17 protein-coding genes, 1 tRNA gene and 1 pseudogene are annotated in these 20587 nt (G+C 39.3%); 14 read left to right on the top strand and 5 right to left on the bottom strand.

The annotated features are described in order from the left end of the window. Window positions 1–9 precede the first annotated feature (9 nt). From V7K61_RS16750 to V7K61_RS16730, 5 genes are all read left to right on the top strand, one after another. Window positions 10–879: a metal ABC transporter permease gene (locus V7K61_RS16750; protein WP_335054787.1), complete on the top strand. Its 870-nt coding sequence runs from the start codon at window positions 10–12 to the stop codon at window positions 877–879. 74 nt (window positions 880–953) lie between these two features. Further along, window positions 954–1026, top strand: a tRNA-Phe gene (locus tag V7K61_RS16745). Between the two features lie 168 nt (window positions 1027–1194). Further along, window positions 1195–2328 (top strand): tyrosine-type recombinase/integrase, encoded by a 1134-nt coding sequence (locus V7K61_RS16740; protein WP_335054785.1) that lies wholly within the window; start codon window positions 1195–1197, stop codon window positions 2326–2328. Between the two features lie 655 nt (window positions 2329–2983). Then, entirely contained in the window at window positions 2984–3514 is a 531-nt protein-coding gene (locus V7K61_RS16735) for a hypothetical protein (protein WP_335054783.1), read from the top strand. A gap of 456 nt (window positions 3515–3970) precedes the next feature. After that, window positions 3971–4186 (top strand): hypothetical protein, encoded by a 216-nt coding sequence (locus tag V7K61_RS16730; RefSeq protein ID WP_335054781.1) that lies wholly within the window; start codon window positions 3971–3973, stop codon window positions 4184–4186. Between the two features lie 370 nt (window positions 4187–4556). On the opposite strand, the gene V7K61_RS16725 is transcribed toward V7K61_RS16730, so the two are convergent. After that, window positions 4557–4934 carry a hypothetical protein gene (locus tag V7K61_RS16725; protein ID WP_335054779.1) on the bottom strand — a complete coding sequence of 126 codons (378 nt, stop codon included), beginning with the start codon at window positions 4932–4934 and terminating at the stop codon, window positions 4557–4559. A 126-nt stretch (window positions 4935–5060) separates the two neighbouring features. On the opposite strand from V7K61_RS16725, the gene V7K61_RS16720 reads away from it, so the two are divergent. The 3 genes from V7K61_RS16720 to V7K61_RS16710 all read left to right on the top strand — a co-directional run bounded on the left by V7K61_RS16720 (window position 5061) and on the right by V7K61_RS16710 (window position 6523). Further along, window positions 5061–5243 (top strand): hypothetical protein, encoded by a 183-nt coding sequence (locus V7K61_RS16720; RefSeq protein WP_334704569.1) that lies wholly within the window; start codon window positions 5061–5063, stop codon window positions 5241–5243. Window positions 5244–5305: 62 nt separating this feature from the next. After that, a complete protein-coding gene (locus tag V7K61_RS16715) occupies window positions 5306–5995 on the top strand; it encodes a Uma2 family endonuclease (protein ID WP_335054777.1) in 690 nt (229 codons plus the stop codon). A gap of 141 nt (window positions 5996–6136) precedes the next feature. Continuing rightward, window positions 6137–6523 carry a hypothetical protein gene (locus V7K61_RS16710; RefSeq protein ID WP_335054775.1) on the top strand — a complete coding sequence of 129 codons (387 nt, stop codon included), beginning with the start codon at window positions 6137–6139 and terminating at the stop codon, window positions 6521–6523. A 70-nt stretch (window positions 6524–6593) separates the two neighbouring features. Here the strand turns inward: V7K61_RS16710 and V7K61_RS16705 are convergent, their stop codons facing one another. Both V7K61_RS16705 and V7K61_RS16700 read right to left on the bottom strand, forming a co-directional pair. Further along, a complete protein-coding gene (locus V7K61_RS16705) occupies window positions 6594–6935 on the bottom strand; it encodes an ankyrin repeat domain-containing protein (protein ID WP_335054980.1) in 342 nt (113 codons plus the stop codon). An 828-nt stretch (window positions 6936–7763) separates the two neighbouring features. Continuing rightward, window positions 7764–9122 carry a lipid-A-disaccharide synthase gene (locus V7K61_RS16700; RefSeq protein ID WP_335054773.1) on the bottom strand — a complete coding sequence of 453 codons (1359 nt, stop codon included), beginning with the start codon at window positions 9120–9122 and terminating at the stop codon, window positions 7764–7766. A gap of 585 nt (window positions 9123–9707) precedes the next feature. Between V7K61_RS16700 and V7K61_RS16695 the strand changes: the two are divergent. The 3 genes and pseudogenes from V7K61_RS16695 to V7K61_RS16685 form a co-directional block, all read left to right on the top strand. Next, window positions 9708–11816: pseudogene (locus V7K61_RS16695) on the top strand (ATP-binding protein); the annotation flags it as partial. Between the two features lie 105 nt (window positions 11817–11921). Continuing rightward, a complete protein-coding gene (locus V7K61_RS16690) occupies window positions 11922–12779 on the top strand; it encodes a sensor histidine kinase (RefSeq protein WP_335054978.1) in 858 nt (285 codons plus the stop codon). Window positions 12780–12971: 192 nt separating this feature from the next. Next, window positions 12972–13574 (top strand): hypothetical protein, encoded by a 603-nt coding sequence (locus tag V7K61_RS16685; protein WP_335054771.1) that lies wholly within the window; start codon window positions 12972–12974, stop codon window positions 13572–13574. A gap of 91 nt (window positions 13575–13665) precedes the next feature. Here the strand turns inward: V7K61_RS16685 and V7K61_RS16680 are convergent, their stop codons facing one another. Continuing rightward, entirely contained in the window at window positions 13666–13863 is a 198-nt protein-coding gene (locus V7K61_RS16680) for a DUF2283 domain-containing protein (protein WP_335054769.1), read from the bottom strand. Window positions 13864–14267: 404 nt separating this feature from the next. Between V7K61_RS16680 and V7K61_RS16675 the strand changes: the two genes are divergently transcribed. The 3 genes from V7K61_RS16675 (at window position 14268) to V7K61_RS16665 (ending at window position 18987) form a co-directional block, all read left to right on the top strand. Next, entirely contained in the window at window positions 14268–18254 is a 3987-nt protein-coding gene (locus V7K61_RS16675; RefSeq protein ID WP_335054767.1) for a magnesium chelatase subunit H, read from the top strand. A gap of 63 nt (window positions 18255–18317) precedes the next feature. Continuing rightward, the gene (locus tag V7K61_RS16670; RefSeq protein ID WP_335054765.1) at window positions 18318–18596 is read left to right on the top strand and encodes a type II toxin-antitoxin system RelE/ParE family toxin; all 279 of its coding nucleotides are present in this window, start codon (window positions 18318–18320) and stop codon (window positions 18594–18596) included. Between the two features lie 79 nt (window positions 18597–18675). Then, a complete protein-coding gene (locus V7K61_RS16665) occupies window positions 18676–18987 on the top strand; it encodes a HigA family addiction module antitoxin (RefSeq protein WP_334956694.1) in 312 nt (103 codons plus the stop codon). A gap of 39 nt (window positions 18988–19026) precedes the next feature. Here the strand turns inward: V7K61_RS16665 and V7K61_RS16660 are convergent, their stop codons facing one another. Continuing rightward, window positions 19027–20211, bottom strand: a complete 1185-nt coding sequence (locus V7K61_RS16660; RefSeq protein WP_335054763.1) for a PIN domain-containing protein — start codon at window positions 20209–20211, stop codon at window positions 19027–19029. Window positions 20212–20587: the final 376 nt, after the last annotated feature.

The following is a 20587-nucleotide window of genomic DNA, read 5'->3' as shown; positions in this document are numbered from 1 at the left end:
TCCATAAGTATGAATTTCTTCAATGATTGTCAGATAACTTGGCTAGCGATCGCTAGTAGTAATGACTTGCTAGAGTTGTTACAACTTGCTTCGATACAGCGTGCGATCGTCGGTGCTGCCTTGATGGGCATACTTGGCGGGATGTTGGGTAGTTTTGTCACCTTGCGCCAGTTGTCATTTTTTAGCCATGCGGTTGGTCATGCAGCATTGGTAGGTGTGGCGTTAGGTGTGCTGCTACAAATAAATCCTACTTGGATGCTGTTACCTTTTACCTTAGTTTTTGGGGTTATTGTCCTCTACTTCATCGACAAAACCGACTTAGCTAGCGATAGCGTACTTAGCATCGTGCTATCTGGGGCATTAGCGATCGGTTTAATTCTCACGAGCCTAATTAAAGGATATCGTGGCAATTTGATGGCTGTACTGTTCGGGGATATTCTAGCGATCGACACCACAGATTTGATTTTGACACTGCTAGTCCTTGTGGGTGGTAGCATATTTTTACTATCAACTCTGCGACAGCAAATTTTGTTGACCCTTAACCCCGATGTCGCGCAAGTTCAAGGCGTTCCCGTTCAATTGTACCGCTACGCTTTTGTGGTCTTGCTTTCACTCGCCGTTGCTGTGGCGATTAAAGCCGTCGGTGTTTTACTGGTGAACGCCTTTTTGGTCATTCCCGCCTCCACCGCCAAACTGATAAGTCACCACTTTAGCCGCTTTCTAGTCATGTCGGTGATAGTTGGTTCCGTCAGCAGCATTGCTGGCATCATGGTTTCAGGTATTTTCAACCTTGCTTCTGGGCCAAGTATTGTTCTTGTCCAGTTTTTACTATTTGTAGCCGTTTTCGTCTGGTTTAAGTTCAGTTTGAAAGCTGCATAACTATTTTTCTCCAAAGACTTGCTATATTCTTTTATCTTTGCTACATTGATTAATCGTGGCTCACAAAAGCCCCAGCCGGGATAGCTCAGTTGGTAGAGCAGAGGACTGAAAATCCTCGTGTCACCGGTTCAAGTCCGGTTCCTGGCATACTTTAAATAGGTAAAAAGCCTTGATATATCAAGGATTCAAGAAAACCACCCTAGTAACGGTAGAAAACTAGTGGTGGTTTTTACATTTTTTAACTTGACTTTGACTATGAATTGACTATGATGATAGTAGAGCAGAGGTTTTCATAGTCAAGGTAAGAATATGGTAATGAAGGTAGAACATAAAGCATCTAAAGGTTCAGTCGGTGTCGAATCATTTCAAGAAAGACTCAGACTACGTTTACCACGTCACCTATACAATGGGAAGCAAAAATATCTAACTCTGGGAATGGCAGATAATCCAGAGAATCGTAAGTTAGCAGCAGCTAAGGCAAAGCAAATTGAATCAGATATTGCATTTGAACGCTTTAACCCCACATTAGCTAAATATAAACCTCAAACTCATTTAACCCTGGTTGCACCTATAACAGAAGGTCAGCAACAAACAACATTGATCGAGTTATGGGATAAGTACACAGATTATAAATCTAAAACTTTGAGTGTAACCACTATTAACAAGGATTATAAAAAAACTAAAAACCACATTGCTAGTTTACCAACACAGAAGCTTTCAGAAGCTGTAATAATCAGAGACTTCTTACTCAAGACATTAACACCTAATGCAACAAAGCGTGTCCTGACTCAATTAAAAGCTTGTTGTGATTGGGCAATAGATTCTGAGTTGATTAGTAGTAACCCTTTTGTGGGGATGTCACAGAAGGTAAAAGTAGCTACAAATGATGAAACTATCAACCTATTTAACAAAAGTGAGCAAGAACAAATTATCACGGCTTTTGAGATAAATACATACTACAGTCATTACACAAACTACGTTAGATTTTTGTTCATGACAGGTTGTAGAACTTCTGAAGCTATAGGTTTAACTTGGGGTCACATCAATAGTAATCTAACTCTAATTACCTTCTGTGAAGCTGTAGTAGAAGGGAATCGTAAAGATACTAAAACTCATAAAAGTCGCAAGTTTCCTGTTAATCAATCACTTAAAGAGTTGTTAGTTTCCATTAAACCAAGTAATCCTAATGCAGATACACCAGTCTTTAAAGCACCCAAAGGTGGTTTAATTGATGCTCACAATTTCCTTAATCGAGCCTGGAAAACTGTACTATCTGAGTTAAATATTCCTTACCGTCCCCAGTACCATACACGACATACCTTTATCACAAATTGCTTAGAAGCTGGTGTAAGTGTGGTACAAGTTGCTAAATGGGTAGGTAATTCACCAGAGATAATCATGAAACACTATGCAGGCACAATAAGACAAGTACAAGTACCAGAGTTCTAACTGTATTCATCATACTCGCACTTGCCAGCACTCATAATACATACAGTAGCAAGGGATAGCAAACACACAATACTATCCTTTTTTCTTACCTCATGTAATAGCTAATAGTTATTTCATCTAACGGCGCTCTAAACATTAACTAAGTTACTATAAATAACTTACTGAATCTAGAATAACTAAGCTTAACAGCTAAATGTAAAATATCATATTTCAGTAGACATATACAATGTTACTATTAAGGATACGATAAGTAACCGCACAGAATTATTTACACATGAGTTTCTAGTCTGGATCAGGATTTTATGTTTTAATTGGCTGTAAATAATTTTGTTTAACTACTTAAAAGTAGAGATAAACTAGGTTGAAACCCTCTTCCCGCCTGCCTTCTGCCTCCTGCCTCCTGCCTTATCTCAACGACAAATATTTACGCCTACCTACTTATTTGGAATGAATATATTGTAGGAGAGAGTGTATATAGTAATAAAATATTTGGTGATTATGTGGGAGCAGTTATAATAGATGATTTTATACCTACCCTTAAGAGAAATACTACCGTAGTAAATCTATATCAACATCAACACTTTATACATAATGCATCAGATATAGTCGTTTAAATTATATAATAAAGAAACAAAATTACATGGAGGCAGTTGTAATGACATTTCAATTAATAGCAGAAGAACAACAAATATTAGAACTTCTTCCTGAAGATGTGCGTCCAGGAGTAATAGAATCATTTAAGAAACGATACGATATCGCACAACAGGCTATTGCAGAAGCAGCAGGTACTCGTAGTATTAAAGAATCAATGAACGTAAATCCTCATGATTACGTGACTGCGGTATTAAAGATTACACCAACACTAGGAACTAAATTAGATTTAATAGCGTTGGCGGTGCATTCAATAAAACCAGATTCACTAGAAGAGGGTAAGAAAAAATATGGTGATGATTTCTCTAAATTTAGTGGCATACAATTTATGCAAGCTATTGCGGCTACTGGTATTAGCACTTGGAAATCACAACGAGATGTACAAGGTAAGATGTTAAATGAATTGAAAACTCTATGTCCTGATGAAATAGTGGCAGAAGTAGAGCCCGAACAAGAAATTACCACTTCCACACTATCTCCTCTACCGATGTATATTATTGAAGATTCCGTTTTCTTCAATGAAAATCAGATATAAAATAATTATTTCTTTTAAGATTACCACCTTGCGGTAATCTTAGTAACTTTTGTAAATGTTTATTAATAGAACTAGTACAGCTTGGCGGAAATAAGCAGACCATTAAAAGCTACGAAAATTTTGCTGCTGCCAAGGCTCAAAGATGGTATCGTCTGGGATTTTTCCATTTGAACAAGGAGAGATAGTCAATATTAATAAGGCAACAGATGACCATATCTTCCAGTATCTTCTAATCATTATTTTTCTCTTAGATTTTAAATAAGTAGTTATCTACTTTTATGAAAGCATATCGATTTATACCCTATACTTTACCTGGGTAAATCTAATTAAAATATTGCTTTCTGTATTTGTTTCATCAAAATCTTAATTATTTAAAATAGCTCATACTAAATCGAATTAAACAGTTAGTGTTCTATACTTAGGCTGCTAGTTGCAACGATGTATACGATGTAAGTTATGTCAGATAACGACTGGACACTACAGGAAACTACTATAGCTATTGTTAACGATAAAACTGGGGAATGGTTGTTTCTTACGTTTCTATCATGGGAGGAAGCTAGACAAGCCGTTAATGCAGCTAGGAGTGAAGGTAAAGCAGCAGTTTTCTATGACGGTGCTACTTTACCCGAACCTCCAGAATTACCTATGCCTCCAGAACCACCACAATATTGACTATGGTTTGACTATGAATATGAATGACTATCCATAATTAGCAAGTATTTCAGCAATAAAAACTTCCGACTGAAAATCCTCGTGTCACCAGTTCAAGTCCGGTTCCTGGCATCACTTACAACCAAAAACACTACTTGCATGAGGCATAAATTGGCATAAAGCTGACATATAGCGCCTTATACCAACTATGTATGACTACGGTTTTACGTTGACGACCTATGTTTAACATTGGTTGCTTACCGTCAGTCCATTACATTATTCTTGATTTCAGCGCCTCAGAGATGGATACCTTTATACCAGTTATGCCAATTCAGTAAAAAGCCCCCAGACTTAAGATGCCGGGGACTAGTTGCGTCGGGTTGGAAACTGTTTACTGGCTTAGTAATCCGATCGCTATCTCAAGGTGTATCTTAGCCCTATGCAAGTTGAGTAGGTTCTCCTGATCAAATCTATCAGGGTAGCTCATAGCCTTGCCCTCCATTGTTAGCTTAATCAGTGCGGCTTGCTCGTCAGTAGGTGAGTTCATCTCATCTACTACCCCTTCAAGGAACTGAATAACGCTAAAGCCTGGCGACTTTAACCCTCTGCCTTGTCTTAGTTGAGCCAATGCTATCTGTGGGAATGCCATCAAGGTGACAATCCAACTAGTCTTGTAACCGCGGTTCCCAGTAGGTTTTAATCCGTAACGCCTACACAAGTCTCTCAACTCAGCAGTAGTTTTGATTTCGAGTTCTGACCTTGTGAACATAAAATAGAGTTACCCATTTGTAAAAGTGGTATCGGTGGTGAACTTGTTTTCTAGGCTAGTTTCACCACCAATAAACATTAAACACTTGTACACTAACGTTTCAGCGATTATTTATATTTCTCAACAATGCCTAATCCTAAAGGAAACCCTGAAAGTTTGGAACCGATTAAATCCCATAGAGAGGAGCCGTTAACGACTACTATCAGCTTCAGGGCTACTGAAAAAATGAAAGAAGAGGTTAAGGCAAAAGACAACCCTCCTGAATTCTGTAGAGAAGCTATCCAAGAAAAGCTAGATAGAGAGAAGTAGTAAAACTTCATACCTACGCTCTAGCGCTTATCAAATAAACCGAAACCACCTTGGTAATAGTCATGCTGTCAGAAAATCTTAAAGTCATTGCCCTACCAAACACCGAGGAACTAGCCTGCTCGGACGATATACCTGTGGATAATGAGGATCAAAATTTTTTGCCCAACATTCTACTGTTCCTATTAACCTCGATTTGGGCAACGCGCACCGATTGGTTTTTCGGCGTAGACATGGCAATTTACCACACGACAGGGGTTAATGCGAGAGTCCCCATAGTACCAGATGGGTTTCTGAGTTTGGGAGTCGCTCGCAAAAAAGGTGGTAAATCGCGTAGAAGTTACGCTGTCTGGGAAGAAAATGAGGTAGTACCGATACTAACATTGGAGATGGTATCCCATTCCCCAGGAAGTGAATACGACGAAAAGTTAGAAATTTATCGGAAACTTGGCGTACTTTACTACATTATTTACAACCCCGAATATTGGCAACGCGATCGACACCAACCATTTGAAATTTACAAATTGGTAGATAAAAATTATCAATTACAAATTGGCGAACCCCATTGGATGCCAGAGGTTGGTTTAGGAATTGGACGACATCAAGGTGTTATTGGTGGAATTGATCAGGAATTTCTATCTTGGTATGACGAACAAGGAAATCGGTATTTAACGGCAGAAGAAAAAGCAGAAAAGTTTGCACAGCATTTACGTTCTCTTGGTATCGACCCCGATAATTTACCCAGCAATCCGTAAATTAGGTTTGCTTCAAGCTAAAAAGCGGGAAGTTGTTAAGTAGTTGAAATCTTGTTAGCTTTTATGCTTAAAATTGCACAAGAGGTTTATTTAGCATCTACTGACAGCTAAAGTTAACCGTTTGCAGGACTCACCTAAGCAATGCTGACTGAAATTTTACCTTTCCGTTTTGAGTTAGACACGATCGCGATCGCCGGAGCGAGTTTGTGGTCATTGGCGCTATATCTAGGTTTTTCCAGAGTCAATGAATGGGTAATCGAACAACTCAATCGCTGGTTTAACTTTGCCGAGCGATCGCTCTACACCAGCCAGTCGGAATTTGAAAAGACTCGTAAAGCCAGAGAATCCCAAAACGCTTTCTACGCCTCACTGTTTAGCATTGTGCCTTTTTTGGTAGTCGGCACTTTATGTAACTGGGGTGTAGAACTCAGTTTAGGCCCTAGTTGGGGAATCAGCTTAGGTATACTTGCGTGTATTAGTTGTGGCATTTTTGAACTAGGACGACGCAATGGCGAATCTTCGGATTAGGTGCTGGTCTTTAGAAGTTCACCAAGATTGTTCGAGAAGCTTTTTTAAGGGTGGCTTGATATCATAATACCTATTCTTGTCCTCCATAGCTTTTCAGTAGCCTAATCATTTCTTGAAAATTGATTGATTTTGCATAAGCAAGAGGAGTTTTGCCATTATGATCTTTAGCATTTATATTTGCACCCTTAGATATCAAAAATTCAGATGTTTCTAAAATATCTTTTAAATAAATATGTGCCTTACCTTCTTTAGTATTAGTTTGTGCTTTATAGTGTAGTGCAGTTAAACCTTTATCGTTTGTTGCATTAATATTTGCGCCTTTTGCAATGAGAAGTGCAGCAATATCTTTTTTATATGCAAAATCAAGTGGTCTTAAGCCCTCAGAACTCACATTGTTAACATCTGCGTTCATGGAAATTAGTAGTTCGACGTATACTTTACAACCAAATCCAACTGCTGTATGCAATAAAGGAAATGGCGAACCCCAAGCACCTGGGGCATATTTAGGTATCGGCTCATTAATCATCTGAGGATCTTTTTCAACATCTTTAAATAAAGACTCTATTATTTCCTTCTCTCGACATGTTTCTCTTTTTACAGGAGGAATTAATATTAATACCTTTTCTTCTTTGATAATTTCTTTTTTGGTAGCTTGCTGTTTTGCATAACTTAAATTCTTACTATATTCAGTAATTTTTTTCTGAGCCATCACATAATCTTCGCTATTATCTGGTATAGTTCTCATCAAAATTATTGCTTCTTGCCATTTACTATAAACTAAATTCCAATCATCTTTAGATACAGATGATTGACTGATAGTAGTAGCGCTAGTAGCTGTATCTAGTGCATCTTGAAAAGTATTTTTAGGCGATTCTGATGAAATTTTAGAATTATTTAGAGGCAAAGATGATTCAGCGTTTGGCGAGGAAATGGGTGATTGTACTGTTAATTGCACTTTTTGTGGTGATGAACACCCAGCTAAAAGAGTTACCAATAAAATACTTGTATAAGCGGGTACTAAAAAAAATCGCATCAGGATAATTGTATTTAAAGTATTACTTTCTATAATTCCCAACCGAAAGCGTAAGCCAACACGGCTATACCTTTTCGATTTTTCGATTGGTTGACCATCTATCGTGATGTGTTTGTTACTTATAAAGCCAGTTTGGGCTACATTTGGGCTTAATTTTTGTCTAAGTCCCACTATTCAAAATTCAAATTAAATTCTGCCGATCTGTTTCTACTTCCCAATTTCCTCAGCAACAATCTGTGCTATCTTCTGGGCTGCACCGCTTTCACCGCGAATATTACGGAGTTTAGCGCGCATATCATCCAATTTTTCTGGATTCGCCAAAAAATTTAAAACCATTTCCCCAACTTCTTGCGGTTGAACTTTACCCATAATTTCTGGGACTATCTCTTCCTGTGCCCAGATATTTGGCCATGCTAATAAACCTTTGTGTCTCACAAATCTCAGAAATGACCAATTAATCACCTTAGCGCATAGCGTACCGACTACTGGCAGATTTGCTAACAATCCAGGTAAACCATCCCAAGAACGCATAGCATCAAGTTGCTGCGTTGGTAGTAAAACAATCATTGGCACTCCTAAAGCACCAAGTTCGGCAGTGTTTGCCCCCACGGTAGTCAAGCAGATACAGCACTGGGATAATAAGTGATATGCAGGGTTTTCTTGACACAGTTCCACAGTTAAGCCCGTTGTTGTTTTGAGCAATGCCTTGCCTTTATAATCCTCTGGGACAATTAAGGAAGCACCGCCAAAGCTAAAGGTTTCAGCAATAGAGTTCTTTTGGCGATCGGCAAAACTAGCTAAAGTTTGTAAATCCAAAGTTGGCGCTACAGGAATCACAAATTTAGTTTGGGGTCTTTTTGCATGAACGTATTCGGCAATAGCTAAAGATAATGGTACTCCTTGGGCTAATTTTGCTGCTTTTGAACCAGGGAGTAAACCAATCAATTCAGTCTTTTGTCCTACCTTGTGGGTTCGCCCTTGGCGTTCTCGAAGAGTAGCCGTTGACGCATCTATGTCATTAGTCATTTGTCCTTTGTCGTTTGCTAAGGACAAATGACCAATGACTAATGACGAATGACTACTAGCTTCTAGCATCAAATCACCGACAACAGTGAATTTGTGAGCATATTTCTGGGGGACACGGGCTGCAACTTCGGGTTTCATGATTCCAAAGCGATCGATCCAGTTATGCCACCTGGCTTCCCATTCGGCGTAAACTACTGTGCGATATCCGAGCTTTTTGCCTATAATCACTGGAAAAATTTGATCGCCGCCCAAAAAAACGATAATACCGCGACTTCTCCAATCCCAATTTTCAAATGTTTTGCCCCAAAGCAAAAATTGCCAAAAATGTTCTGCTCCCTGAACTCTATCTACTTCTGGGTAAGAAAGAGCGATCGCTGCTTCTTTCCCACTAGCATTTGAGCATGGTGATAATATCACAGAAATCCTCGCTAAAGAATGGTCGTCCCCTAATTCTTGCCGCAACGCCTTTACTACCGGACGCACCCAGGTTGTTACTTCACCGGGGCCATTTGATAAGATGAGAATATCTACTTGAGTCATTAGTTAATGGTTAGAAGTTAGAGGTCATTAATCAAGAGACAAATATTAATAAATTCGTGCCGATGCTATGGGTATATACTGTACCTTGTTAGTGCAATTTTATAACCTACTCTACATTTAATTTGCATAGAGTTTACAGTCAGGATGCATTCCAATCCTAAATTTTAAATTTTGAATTTGGCACAATTTCGATCGTTGCAGTGCGTCCACATTGTAATTACAGTGGTTTTGTGTTTACACTGAGCGAGCGGCATTTGGTCTGTTACTAATTGCTGTTTCTTTAACACTGGCATTTTAGCAAGGTGACAATACCACGGAAATCCTCACCACAGATAAATAGGCAAAAACATACTTGCAGTGTTTGCCAGACAGATTAGATAGGTTTCCTTCTAAGTATGATTTCGTAGTCTTTATTAAAAAATAAAATCTAATCGCTATATAAATATATTGATTATTTTACTATAGATAAACATTAAAACTGCGATTATCAATAATTTTTTGGGCAATCTAAATATAGCCCTTTTTTGCTTACTAAACACATTGTTTAGAGGGTGAAAACTTTGATAAAAGGCGTCTGATACTAAAATGCATTCCTCACGCAATTTACTGATTCGATTTATTCTTGGCGGCACTACTCTTATTGTGAGTATTTCTGCTTATTTTAGCTATCAGGCTGCTCGGAAAATAACTCTAGAAGACTTGAGAGTAAAGGCTTTTTTAGAGGTACAGAGAGGGGTTGATGAAATTGAGGAGTGGTTACACGTTCGTAAAGTCGAGGTGCAAACCCTTGCTCATACTTCAACTGTACGCTCCTTAGACTGGTCTGTGGCAGAACCTTATTTAAAGTCAGAAGTTGAAAGAATCGATGAATTTTTCTTTTTCCAAATAGTTATCCCGGATGGTTCATTTTCTAATACTAAGGTTGGTCGGTCAAATAAGAATATTAAGGATCGAGATTACTTTCAAAAAGCACTAGCCGGAAAAAGCAACATTTCCGATCCCTTTATCAGCCGTTCCACAGGCATTCCATTAATTGCGATCGCCACCCCAATCTGGTCAAACTCTCCTACCAATCGTTCACCGATTGGCGTCTTCCAAGGCAATGTTAAAGTCGATCGCATTGCAAAGGTGGTAAACTCGCTGCACTACGGCAATAACAGCTATGCCTTCGCTCTCAATTCTCAAGGAGAAGCGATCGTCCATCCCAACTCAACGTTAATGTCAACGGTAGAAAAACCTGCACCTAGTCTGCTGAAAATTCCAGATCGCAATTTAAATGCGATCGCGCAGCGAATGGTAAAAAAACAACAGGGAATTCAGTTGATGGAAATTGACGGCACTAAAAAGTATGTTGCTTATGTGCCCTTGCGAGAAGCTAATTGGTCTGTAGCTTTGGTAATTCCGCGCCAAAATATTGAATCTCGGCTACAATTCCTCGATCTGATCGCCCTAATTGTGGGCGGATTGACAGTGACGATGATTGCTGTATTGTGGCAAGTGCAAGCGTTTGAACAAGCTCAACTGAAAAAATCTAAAGCAGCGGCTGATACCGCAAACCGGGCTAAGAGCGAATTTTTAGCCAACATGAGCCATGAACTGCGAACGCCTTTGAATGGTATTTTGGGTTGCGCTCAAATTTTGCTGCGTTCCAAAGGTTTGCCAGAGTCAGAGCAATATCATGTAAACATTATTGAACAGTGTGGCTCTCATCTACTGACTTTAATTAATGACATTTTGGATCTTTCCAAAATTGAAGCGCGAAAACTGGAACTCCATCCTCAAGATGTTCATTTTCCATCTTTTTTACAGGGTATTGTAGAAATTTGTCAGATTCGGGCAGAACAAAAAGGCATTTTGTTTGTCTATGAACCCGCCAGCAACTTACCCACAGGGGTTCATGTCGATGTCAAAAGGTTACGTCAGATTCTCTTGAATCTGCTGGGAAATGCCATTAAATTTACCGATGAGGGTAAGGTTAGCTTCAAGGTTGAGGTAATCGAGCAACTTCTTGCTGATGGACAGACAGAGAAATATCGCATTCACTTTAGTGTAAAAGACACAGGAATTGGCATAACTCCAACCCAATTAGACAACATTTTTTTGCCATTTGAACAAGTAGGTGAGAAAAAGCATCAGATAGAAGGGACAGGGCTAGGTTTAGCTATTACTCGGCAGTTGGTGCAGATGATGGGTAGCGATATCCAGGTTAAAAGTGAGATTGGTCAGGGTAGTACTTTCTGGTTTGAAATTGCGATCGCCCAAGCCAGGGAATGGGTACAGTCTGCGATGACTGCATCCAAGGGACAAATCATTGGCTTTGAAGGTAGTCCGCGCACCATCCTGATGGTGGACGATCGCTGGGAGAATCGCACAGTAATTACAAACTTATTGCAACCATTGGGTTTCAGTGTGGTTGAAGCCATCAATGGTAAAGAAGGTTTAGAAAAAGCGATCGCTCTGAAACCAGACTTGGTGATTACAGATTTGCTGATGCCAGAAATGGATGGGTTTGAATTGATTAAACACCTGCGTCATACCCCAGATATCCAGGATGTCAAGATTATCGTCTCTTCTGCTAGTGTCTTTGAAGCCGACCAACATCGCAGTCTGCAAGCAGGAGGTGACACCTTTTTGAGTAAACCGATACAGGCAGATGAATTACTGCATCAATTAGAGTGCCATTTAGTTTTGGTATTGAGACTGGGAGCCGTAGATTATATTACTAAACCTTTTCAGTATGAAGAGGTCTTGGTGCGAGTAGAGCATCAACTTAAGCTGAGAAATTTGACGAAAACCTTGATGGCCAAAAATGCCGAATTACAACAGGCGCAAACCCAACTAGTTCAAGCAGAAAAGGTTGCAACCTTGGGTCAAATGACAGCAGGAATTGCCCATGAAGTAAATAATCCTATCAATTTTATTGCTGGTAATTTAAATTTTATTGAACAATATTTCCAAGAAATTGTTAATTTACTTGAACTATATCAAAAGTATCTGCCCGATCCCCCAACTGAAATTAAAAATGCTATTAAAACAAAAGATATAAATTATTTATTGAATGATTTATCCAAAATTATTCAATCTATGCAAGTAGGTACAGATCGCGTTACAGAAATTGTGTCATCATTGAATAAGTTCTCTCGACACGGAGAAGCAGGGAAGAAAAGTGCTAACCTGCATGAGGGGTTAGAAACTACGCTACTCATTCTTGGACATCGACTCAAAGCAAATACTCATCGTCCGGCAATCCAACTAAGTAAAGAATATGGAGAATTGCCGCTTATTGAGTGCTATCCAGGCGAACTAAATCAGGTTTTTATGAATTTGATTGGTAATGCAATAGATGCAATTGAAGAAATACAAAAACATCAATATTTTGATGATAATGTTAGACATATTGGTATGATTTGGATTAAAACTGAAGCAATTGGAGAGCGAGTTATTCTCAGAATTGCAGACAATGGCTCAGGAATCAGTGAAGCAAACCGGACAAAGATATTCGATGCTTTCTACACTACAAAAGTCATCGGTAAAGGAACAGGACTAGGTTTATCTATTGCTTACCAAATTGTAGTTAATAATCATCGCGGTAAGCTAAGTTGCCATTCAACACAAGGTGAGGGTACAGAGTTTGTGATTGAATTACCTATCCGATAAATTAGAATCCCAAATTCTAATTGCGATCGCATTTCCCTGAACTCTATCGATTTCTGAGTAAAAAGAGCGATCGCGGCCTCTTTGACACAGCATTTGGACAAGGCGATCGCTCTTGTTGATTCCATTCCCAACAAAACACCTATAAACGCGATAGGATGAATAATTATAGATTAATATTCAATCATATTTATAATGTCTTATAGTGACTTCTCGCTGTCAAAAGTAAAACGCGACTTTAACTTAACTACGGTTGAAAATGGACGTTTTTTACCCGAAACCCAGTCCATAGAACCTAGTTTATACCTCAAAGAAGCACTAAGCGAAGGACTACCATTAGCAACAGCAACTGGTTCAGAAAAAGCTCGCTCAGAGTTAATTATTAGTCCAATTCTTGTAGAAGTTCGGAAAATTCTCGAACGCAAAGTCAGCTTTTTTTCAGGTGAAGATTTTACCGTCGCACCGGAGCTAGGCTTAAGTGGAGTATGTGATTTTTTAATTAGCCGCTCACCCGAACAAATATTTATTGAAGCTCCTGCGATCGTGATTATTGAAGCCAAAAAAGGTGATTTAAAACCTGGTTTAGGGCAATGTGCAGCAGAGATGATTGCCGCGCAAAAGTTTAATGAAATCAATAATATACCGATTAAAACAATTTATGGCAGCGTCAGCAGTGGTACGGCTTGGCGATTTTTGAAATTAGAAGGGCAAACATTGAGTATTGATTTGAATGATTATACAGTTCCGCCAGTGGAAATATTATTAGGAATGTTGGTTTGGATGGTGCGGGAAGGTTAGATATTTTGATCTTTGTGTCTTAGTGTCTGTGCTTAAAATAGGATCGCTTCAAAGATACGAAAAGCTGTACGCTAACCCTCTCAAACCTCTATTATGTAGAAATCGAATACTCTAGGGAACGTGGATTATCGATTCTTTTGGAAGCGTCTAATATTTCTAGGGCGATAATATTTCCATCTTCGTCGTAATCTAAAATTATCCCTGGTTTTTCTTCGTCACTATCTTCTATGGATACATCACTCAATATAATTCTTAATATATCTACTTCTGGGTCATAGATAATTTTCATATTTCTCTCCAGTATTTTTCGATTTTACTAGTTTTATTCTCTAGGCGATGTCTACGACCACCTACGCCTAAGCATTTCGCCAAATAAAATACCAACTTTACAACCCGCAAAAGCGGGTTTTGTTTTTTAGATAGGATAATATCTTTAAATAACTATTTAACTATTAAATAGTATTACAAAATATTTACATTAATGTGAGCTAACACTTTTATATAAAGTCAACAATTACAAAGAAATATTTCGTTTTTTATATCGAATTGTGTCAGATAGACGATAAAATGCCTACTGGGCAAGCATTTTCTGATAAAAAACAGATATTGCCTAAAAGTTCACAAGTTACTTGTGGCTGATGATGCCGCGAGGAACTTCCTTCAGAGAACACGCATCAAAGGAGCCGAAGAAGCATGTTCACACACGTCAAGTCCACCATTAGACACATTGCGCCTGATAACTTACGCGGACGTAGTTTAATCAAGGTGGTCTATGTCGTGCTTGAGTCCCAGTACCAGAGTGCTTTGTCGCAAGCAGTTCGCACGATTAACGCGAACAATCCCAACTTGGCGATTGAAATCAGCGGGTACTTGATTGAGGAACTCCGCGACCCAGAGAACTACGAAGAGTTCAAACGAGAAATTGAGGGTGCGAATATCTTCATCGCTTCCCTCATTTTCATCGAAGACTTAGCACAGAAAGTAGTAGCAGCAGTAGAACCACACCGCGATCGCCTGGATGTTTCTGTTGTCTTTCCCTCCATGCCAGAGGTAATGCGCCTAAGTAAAATGGGCAGCTTTTCTTTAGCACAGTTGGGTCAGTCAAAAAGTGCGATCGCCCAATTCATGCGGAAACGCAAAGAAAAATCCGGTGCGGGATTCCAAGATGGGATGCTGAAGCTTTTGCGAACCCTCCCGCAAGTGCTGAAGTTTTTACCGATGGATAAGGCACAGGATGCCCGAAATTTCATGCTCAGTTTTCAGTATTGGCTAGGTGGTTCTCCAGAAAATCTGGAAAACTTCTTGCTGATGCTAGCTGATAAATACGTATTTAAAGGTTTAGAGAAACAAAATTTTGCACCTTCTACATACGAACAGCCGGTGGTTTATCCCGATTTAGGGATTTGGCATCCTTTGGCTCCTAGTATGTTTGAAGATGTCAGAGAGTATCTCAATTGGTATACAGCTCGTAAGGATATTTCTAGCGATCTCAAAGATCCCCTAGCTCCTTGTGTCGGGTTGGTATTACAACGCACTCACCTAGTTACAGGGGATGATGCCCATTATGTGGCAATGGTGCAGGAGTTGGAAGCATTAGGCGCACGGGTACTACCTGTGTTTGCTGGTGGTTTGGATTTCTCCAAGCCTGTAGATGCTTACTTCTACGAACCAATTACCAAGATACAGTTAGTAGATGCAGTGATCTCGCTGACTGGTTTTGCTTTAGTAGGTGGCCCAGCTAGACAAGATCATCCCAAGGCAATTGAATCACTCAAACGCTTAAACCGTCCTTACATGGTGGCGTTACCCTTAGTATTCCAAACCACAGAAGAGTGGATGGATAGCGATTTAGGGTTACATCCAATTCAAGTAGCTTTGCAAATTGCAATTCCTGAATTGGATGGAGCAATTGAGCCGATTATATTATCGGGTAGAGATGGAACTACAGGGAAAGCGATCGCACTCCGCGATCGCGTTGAAGCTGTCGCCGAACGCGCCTTAAAATGGGCTAACCTCCGCCGCAAGCCGAAACTGGATAAAAAAGTCGCCATCACCGTTTTCAGTTTTCCGCCAGATAAAGGCAACGTGGGAACCGCCGCTTATTTAGATGTATTCGGTTCCATCTACGAGGTGATGAAAGCCCTCAAAAATAACGGCTACGACTTACCAGAATTGCCAGAATCAGCCCAAGCGTTGATGCAAGAAGTCATTCATGACGCACAGGCGCAGTACAACAGCCCAGAACTGAACGTTGCTTACAAAATGTCGGTTCCTGAGTATGAAGCGCTAACCCCTTACTCTCACCGCTTAGAGGAAAACTGGGGCCCACCTCCTGGACATCTCAACAGTGATGGGCAAAACTTGCTAATTTATGGTAAGCAATTTGGTAACGTCTTCATCGGTGTCCAACCCACATTTGGTTACGAAGGCGACCCGATGCGGCTGTTATTCTCGCGTTCAGCTAGTCCTCACCACGGTTTTGCTGCCTACTACACTTACCTAGAGCAAGTTTGGAAAGCTGATGCTGTACTGCACTTTGGTACACACGGTTCCTTGGAATTCATGCCAGGTAAACAGATGGGGATGTCTGGTGACTGTTATCCAGATAACTTGATTGGCTCAATTCCCAACTTGTATTACTACGCAGCTAATAATCCGAGTGAAGCGACAATTGCCAAACGCCGGAGTTATGCCGAAACAATTTCTTACTTGACACCGCCGGCAGAAAATGCTGGTTTGTATAAAGGTTTGAAGGAACTCAGCGAGTTAATTGCTTCCTACCAAACCTTGAAAGATAGTGGACGCGGTGTTTCCATTGTCAACAGCATCATGGATAAATGCCGGATCGTGAATCTGGATAAGGATATTAATCTGCCAGAAACCGATGCCAGAGACATGAGTACCGAAGAGCGGGATAATATTGTTGGCAACGTCTACCGCAAGTTGATGGAAATTGAGTCACGGTTGTTGCCTTGTGGTTTACACGTCATTGGTAAACCGCCAAGTGCAGAAGAAGCGATCGCAACTCTGGTTAATATTGCTAGTCTAGATCGTCAAGAAGAAGGACTTCAAGGCTTACCGGGAATTATCGCTAACAGCATTGGGCGTAACATTGACGATATATACCAAAATAATGACAGAGGCATTTTAGAAGATGTCCAGTTATTGCAAGATATCACCTTGGCAACCCGTGCAGCAGTTAGCGCCCTTGTTCAAGAGCAAATCGACGCCGAAGGACGAGTTTCTCTGGTTTCCCGGTTGAATTTCTTCAACATGGGTAAAAAGGAACCTTGGGTAGAAGCATTGCATAAAGCAGGTTATCCCAAAGTTGATGGCGCAGCCCTAAAACCCCTATTTGAGTATTTGGAATTCTGCCTGCAACAAGTTTGTGCCGATAACGAACTAGGAGCATTACTCAGAGGCTTGGAAGGTGAATACATCCTACCTGGCCCTGGTGGCGATCCGATCCGCAACCCGGATGTATTGCCCACAGGTAAGAATATCCATGCTTTAGATCCGCAATCCATCCCCACAACAGCAGCAGTCCAATCAGCCAAAATCGTCGTAGATAGGCTTTTGATCCGTAACAAGGCGGAAAATGAAGGAAAATGGCCAGAAACCATTGCCTGCGTCCTCTGGGGAACCGATAACATCAAAACTTACGGTGAATCCCTAGCACAAATTATGTGGATGGTGGGCGTGCGTCCAGTTCCCGATGCCTTGGGACGGGTGAACAAGTTGGAATTGATATCTTTAGAAGAGTTGGGACGACCCAGAATTGATGTGGTAATCAACTGTTCTGGTGTATTCCGCGACTTGTTCATCAACCAAATGAACCTGCTAGACCAAGGCGTGAAGATGGCGGCTGAGGCAGATGAACCCTTAGAAATGAACTTTGTTCGCAAACACGCTTTGCAGCAAGCTGAAGATATGGGGATTAATCTGCGTCAAGCAGCGACGCGCGTTTTCTCCAACGCTTCTGGTTCCTACTCGTCAAATATCAACTTGGCGGTAGAAAACAGCACTTGGGATAGCGAAGCCGAGTTGCAGGAAATGTATCTTAACCGGAAATCCTTCTCCTTCAATTCCGATAACCCCGGAATCATGGACGAATCCCGGCAGATTTTTGAAAGTACATTAAAAACTGCTGATGCAACTTTCCAAAATCTCGATTCTTCCGAGATTAGCTTAACGGATGTTTCCCACTACTTCGATTCAGATCCCACTAAGCTGGTGGCAAGTCTGCGGGGTGATGGTAAAAAACCAGCATCTTATATTGCAGATACAACTACAGCTAACGCCCAAGTGCGGACATTATCAGAAACCGTGCGTTTGGATGCGCGTACCAAATTATTAAATCCCAAATGGTACGAGGGGATGCTGTCTCACGGTTACGAAGGTGTGCGCGAACTCTCCAAGCGGTTGGTGAATACAACGGGTTGGAGTGCGACTGCTGGCGCTGTGGATAACTGGATTTATGAGGATACTAACGAAACCTTCATCAAAGATGAAGAAATGCAGAAACGGTTGCTGAACCTTAATCCCCATTCTTTCCGCAAGATTGTATCAACTTTGTTGGAAGTGAATGGACGCGGTTATTGGGAGACTAGCGAGGATAATTTAGATCGTCTGCGCGAGTTGTACCAAGAAGTTGAAGACCGGATTGAAGGGATAGACTAAGATTACATGGGCAGGCTTTATGCCTGCCTTAATAATTAAATAAGGTTAAAAAATGAAATATAAATGATTCAAACATTTCAAAATAAAGCATTAGAAAATTTATTTAGAGAAAATTTTAATAAAGGAGTTCCTGCAAACTTAGAAAAGAAAATTAGAATCAGACTTGAAGTTATAGACTCAGCGTTAATTGTAGAAGATATTAGATTACCGGGTTATGATTTACATGAATTAAAAGGAGACAGGAAAGGAACTTGGTCAATTAAGGTATCAGCAAACTGGCGTATAACTTTTAAATTTAAAGATGGCGATGCTTATGATGTCAATCTTGAAGATTATCATTAATTCCTGTGTTAATATGATCTTAATTGGCTAGACAATGATACATAAGGTTGACCAAATTATTAAGTAAGAAGTATTAATTATGGATAATTGGCAAGATATTACTGATACTAGATTAGTAAGACCAATACATCCTGGTGAAGTAATTGCAGATATTTTAGATGATTTAGATATTAATACCGCAAATTTTGCAGAAATTTTAGGAGTATCTAATCAAACAATTGAAGAAATTATTAATGGTCAAAGGTCAATTACAGTAGATATAGCAATACGTCTTGGTAAAGCTTTAGGAAATGGCCCAAGACTTTGGCTTAATCTTCAGCAAAAAGTCGATCTTTGGGATGCTTTGCAAAGCCATAAAGAAGAATATGAGCAAGTTATGACATTGGTTTAGAGTAAATTGTTTTGTATAATTATCATTTTCCCTCTAATCTTATTCATATTCCTCTAGATATGGATCATCATCCTCGTAACTTACCTCAAAATTATCGGATTTAAGTTCTATAGTTGGCACAGTATTGTTAGGGTCTAGAATAGCCTCATGAAGAGAATTAAATTGTAAATTATATGATTTATCTCTTGATAGTTGAATTATTACTTCAACAGGTAATATACTTTGCTGCTGTACTTTTCCTTCAATATGTCTCAAATCACCATAATACGTCTCATCTTCTCCAACCCAAACAGCATTTTCAGTACTATTGAAGCTAACATCTGCCGCATAACTAACCTTGACTATTAATTCAAATGTAACTACTGGATTTTCAGCATCTTCATCATCAATATCTACAATATATTTTTCAATGACTTCTATTGCATCTACTTCTACAAAATCTATGTTTTCACTACCAGGCTCAAATAATCCATTATCAAAATAGCTACTAAATGAAAACTCTTTTATAATAAAATTATTTGATATTATTGCTTCAATTTTCGGCAAATTATCTTCAAGTATTTCATTGCATAAATCAATTTCTTCTGATTCTTTTTCTATTGTTATTATTTCTTCTAAGAATTCATCAATATTTTCTTGATATATCAAATTTTCGTTAAGACAAACAGCATCTTTCCAATCTTTATCTCCGCTAATAACGTAAATTATTCTATCTTCAGATTTAGCTTTTATTTCTATTGCTGCTATAGCAAATGCATCTGGAAACTCGTATTTTTTTTCTCCATGTTTAAAAGGAGGAGTGAAATTAAAATATTTATTAAAAATATCTTCTACAGGAACAGTATCTACTGATAATATATTAACTTCTGCTTCTTTTATAAAATTGTTGTATTGCTCTATTAATTCTTTATAGAGATCCTGCTCATTCAAGCGTAAATTTAATAAATGTCTATACCGATTCGAGTTATGTATAATAAAAGCTTTCTTACGAAAATCTTTATGCAAGCTTTTCAAAGCCAAAACAGATTCGTTTGAATATTTTTCTAGCTGAGATAATATTTCTTGCTGATTAATAGTAGTTAAATAAAGAGCAATTTTTTTATCTTTAGCTAATTTAGTCAGTTGTCTAAAACTGGTTGATTGATAGTTAAATTTAGCTTTATTAAAAATCTCTGTATCTAAAGCAACTAAACGAGTAGGTTGTTTGAGTGCTTGTGTTTCCATAAGTTTTAACCTAAAATGAATGAAAGTATCTTAACCTTCATATATAGTTCCCAAAAAATTACTCGGATTAACAAAGATATATAAAAAATTTTGCACCTGACTTTTCACGATAAGTCCTCAATCCACAATAGGCGGAGCGTCTCCTGTTACGTATCTACGCTTTGTTTTTGAGATTTTCTGTAAGGCGAGCGCTCACTCTTCCACAATAGGCGATCGCTTTACTTTTGAGGTTTTCTGCAAGGCGATCGCACTCACTCTTACACAACTGACAATTACCTTATTTTTGAGGTTTTCTGCAAGGCGATCGCACTCACTCTTACACAACTGACAATTACCTTATTTTTGAGGTTTTCTGCAAGGCGATCGCACTCACTCT

Origin of the sequence: Nostoc sp. (assembly GCF_036918015.1) — a bacterium.
Classification (GTDB): Bacteria; Cyanobacteriota; Cyanobacteriia; order Cyanobacteriales; family Nostocaceae; genus Nostoc.
The sequence above is the reverse complement of the archived record's forward strand: the minus strand, read 5'-3'. Positions and strand labels throughout refer to the sequence as shown.

What these genes read in the sequence shown, in the direction of transcription:
- V7K61_RS16750 (WP_335054787.1), top strand. Translation starts at nt 10, where the DNA reads ATGAATTTCTTCAATGATTGTCAGATAACTTGGCTAGCGATCGCTAGT.
- V7K61_RS16740 (WP_335054785.1), top strand. Translation starts at nt 1,195, where the DNA reads ATGAAGGTAGAACATAAAGCATCTAAAGGTTCAGTCGGTGTCGAATCA.
- V7K61_RS16735 (WP_335054783.1), top strand. Translation starts at nt 2,984, where the DNA reads ATGACATTTCAATTAATAGCAGAAGAACAACAAATATTAGAACTTCTT.
- V7K61_RS16730 (WP_335054781.1), top strand. Translation starts at nt 3,971, where the DNA reads ATGTCAGATAACGACTGGACACTACAGGAAACTACTATAGCTATTGTT.
- V7K61_RS16725 (WP_335054779.1), bottom strand. Translation starts at nt 4,934, where the DNA reads ATGTTCACAAGGTCAGAACTCGAAATCAAAACTACTGCTGAGTTGAGA.
- V7K61_RS16720 (WP_334704569.1), top strand. Translation starts at nt 5,061, where the DNA reads ATGCCTAATCCTAAAGGAAACCCTGAAAGTTTGGAACCGATTAAATCC.
- V7K61_RS16715 (WP_335054777.1), top strand. Translation starts at nt 5,306, where the DNA reads ATGCTGTCAGAAAATCTTAAAGTCATTGCCCTACCAAACACCGAGGAA.
- V7K61_RS16710 (WP_335054775.1), top strand. Translation starts at nt 6,137, where the DNA reads ATGCTGACTGAAATTTTACCTTTCCGTTTTGAGTTAGACACGATCGCG.
- V7K61_RS16705 (WP_335054980.1), bottom strand. Translation starts at nt 6,935, where the DNA reads ATGAACGCAGATGTTAACAATGTGAGTTCTGAGGGCTTAAGACCACTT.
- V7K61_RS16700 (WP_335054773.1), bottom strand. Translation starts at nt 9,122, where the DNA reads ATGACTCAAGTAGATATTCTCATCTTATCAAATGGCCCCGGTGAAGTA.
- V7K61_RS16690 (WP_335054978.1), top strand. Translation starts at nt 11,922, where the DNA reads ATGGCCAAAAATGCCGAATTACAACAGGCGCAAACCCAACTAGTTCAA.
- V7K61_RS16685 (WP_335054771.1), top strand. Translation starts at nt 12,972, where the DNA reads ATGTCTTATAGTGACTTCTCGCTGTCAAAAGTAAAACGCGACTTTAAC.
- V7K61_RS16680 (WP_335054769.1), bottom strand. Translation starts at nt 13,863, where the DNA reads ATGAAAATTATCTATGACCCAGAAGTAGATATATTAAGAATTATATTG.
- V7K61_RS16675 (WP_335054767.1), top strand. Translation starts at nt 14,268, where the DNA reads ATGTTCACACACGTCAAGTCCACCATTAGACACATTGCGCCTGATAAC.
- V7K61_RS16670 (WP_335054765.1), top strand. Translation starts at nt 18,318, where the DNA reads ATGATTCAAACATTTCAAAATAAAGCATTAGAAAATTTATTTAGAGAA.
- V7K61_RS16665 (WP_334956694.1), top strand. Translation starts at nt 18,676, where the DNA reads ATGGATAATTGGCAAGATATTACTGATACTAGATTAGTAAGACCAATA.
- V7K61_RS16660 (WP_335054763.1), bottom strand. Translation starts at nt 20,211, where the DNA reads ATGGAAACACAAGCACTCAAACAACCTACTCGTTTAGTTGCTTTAGAT.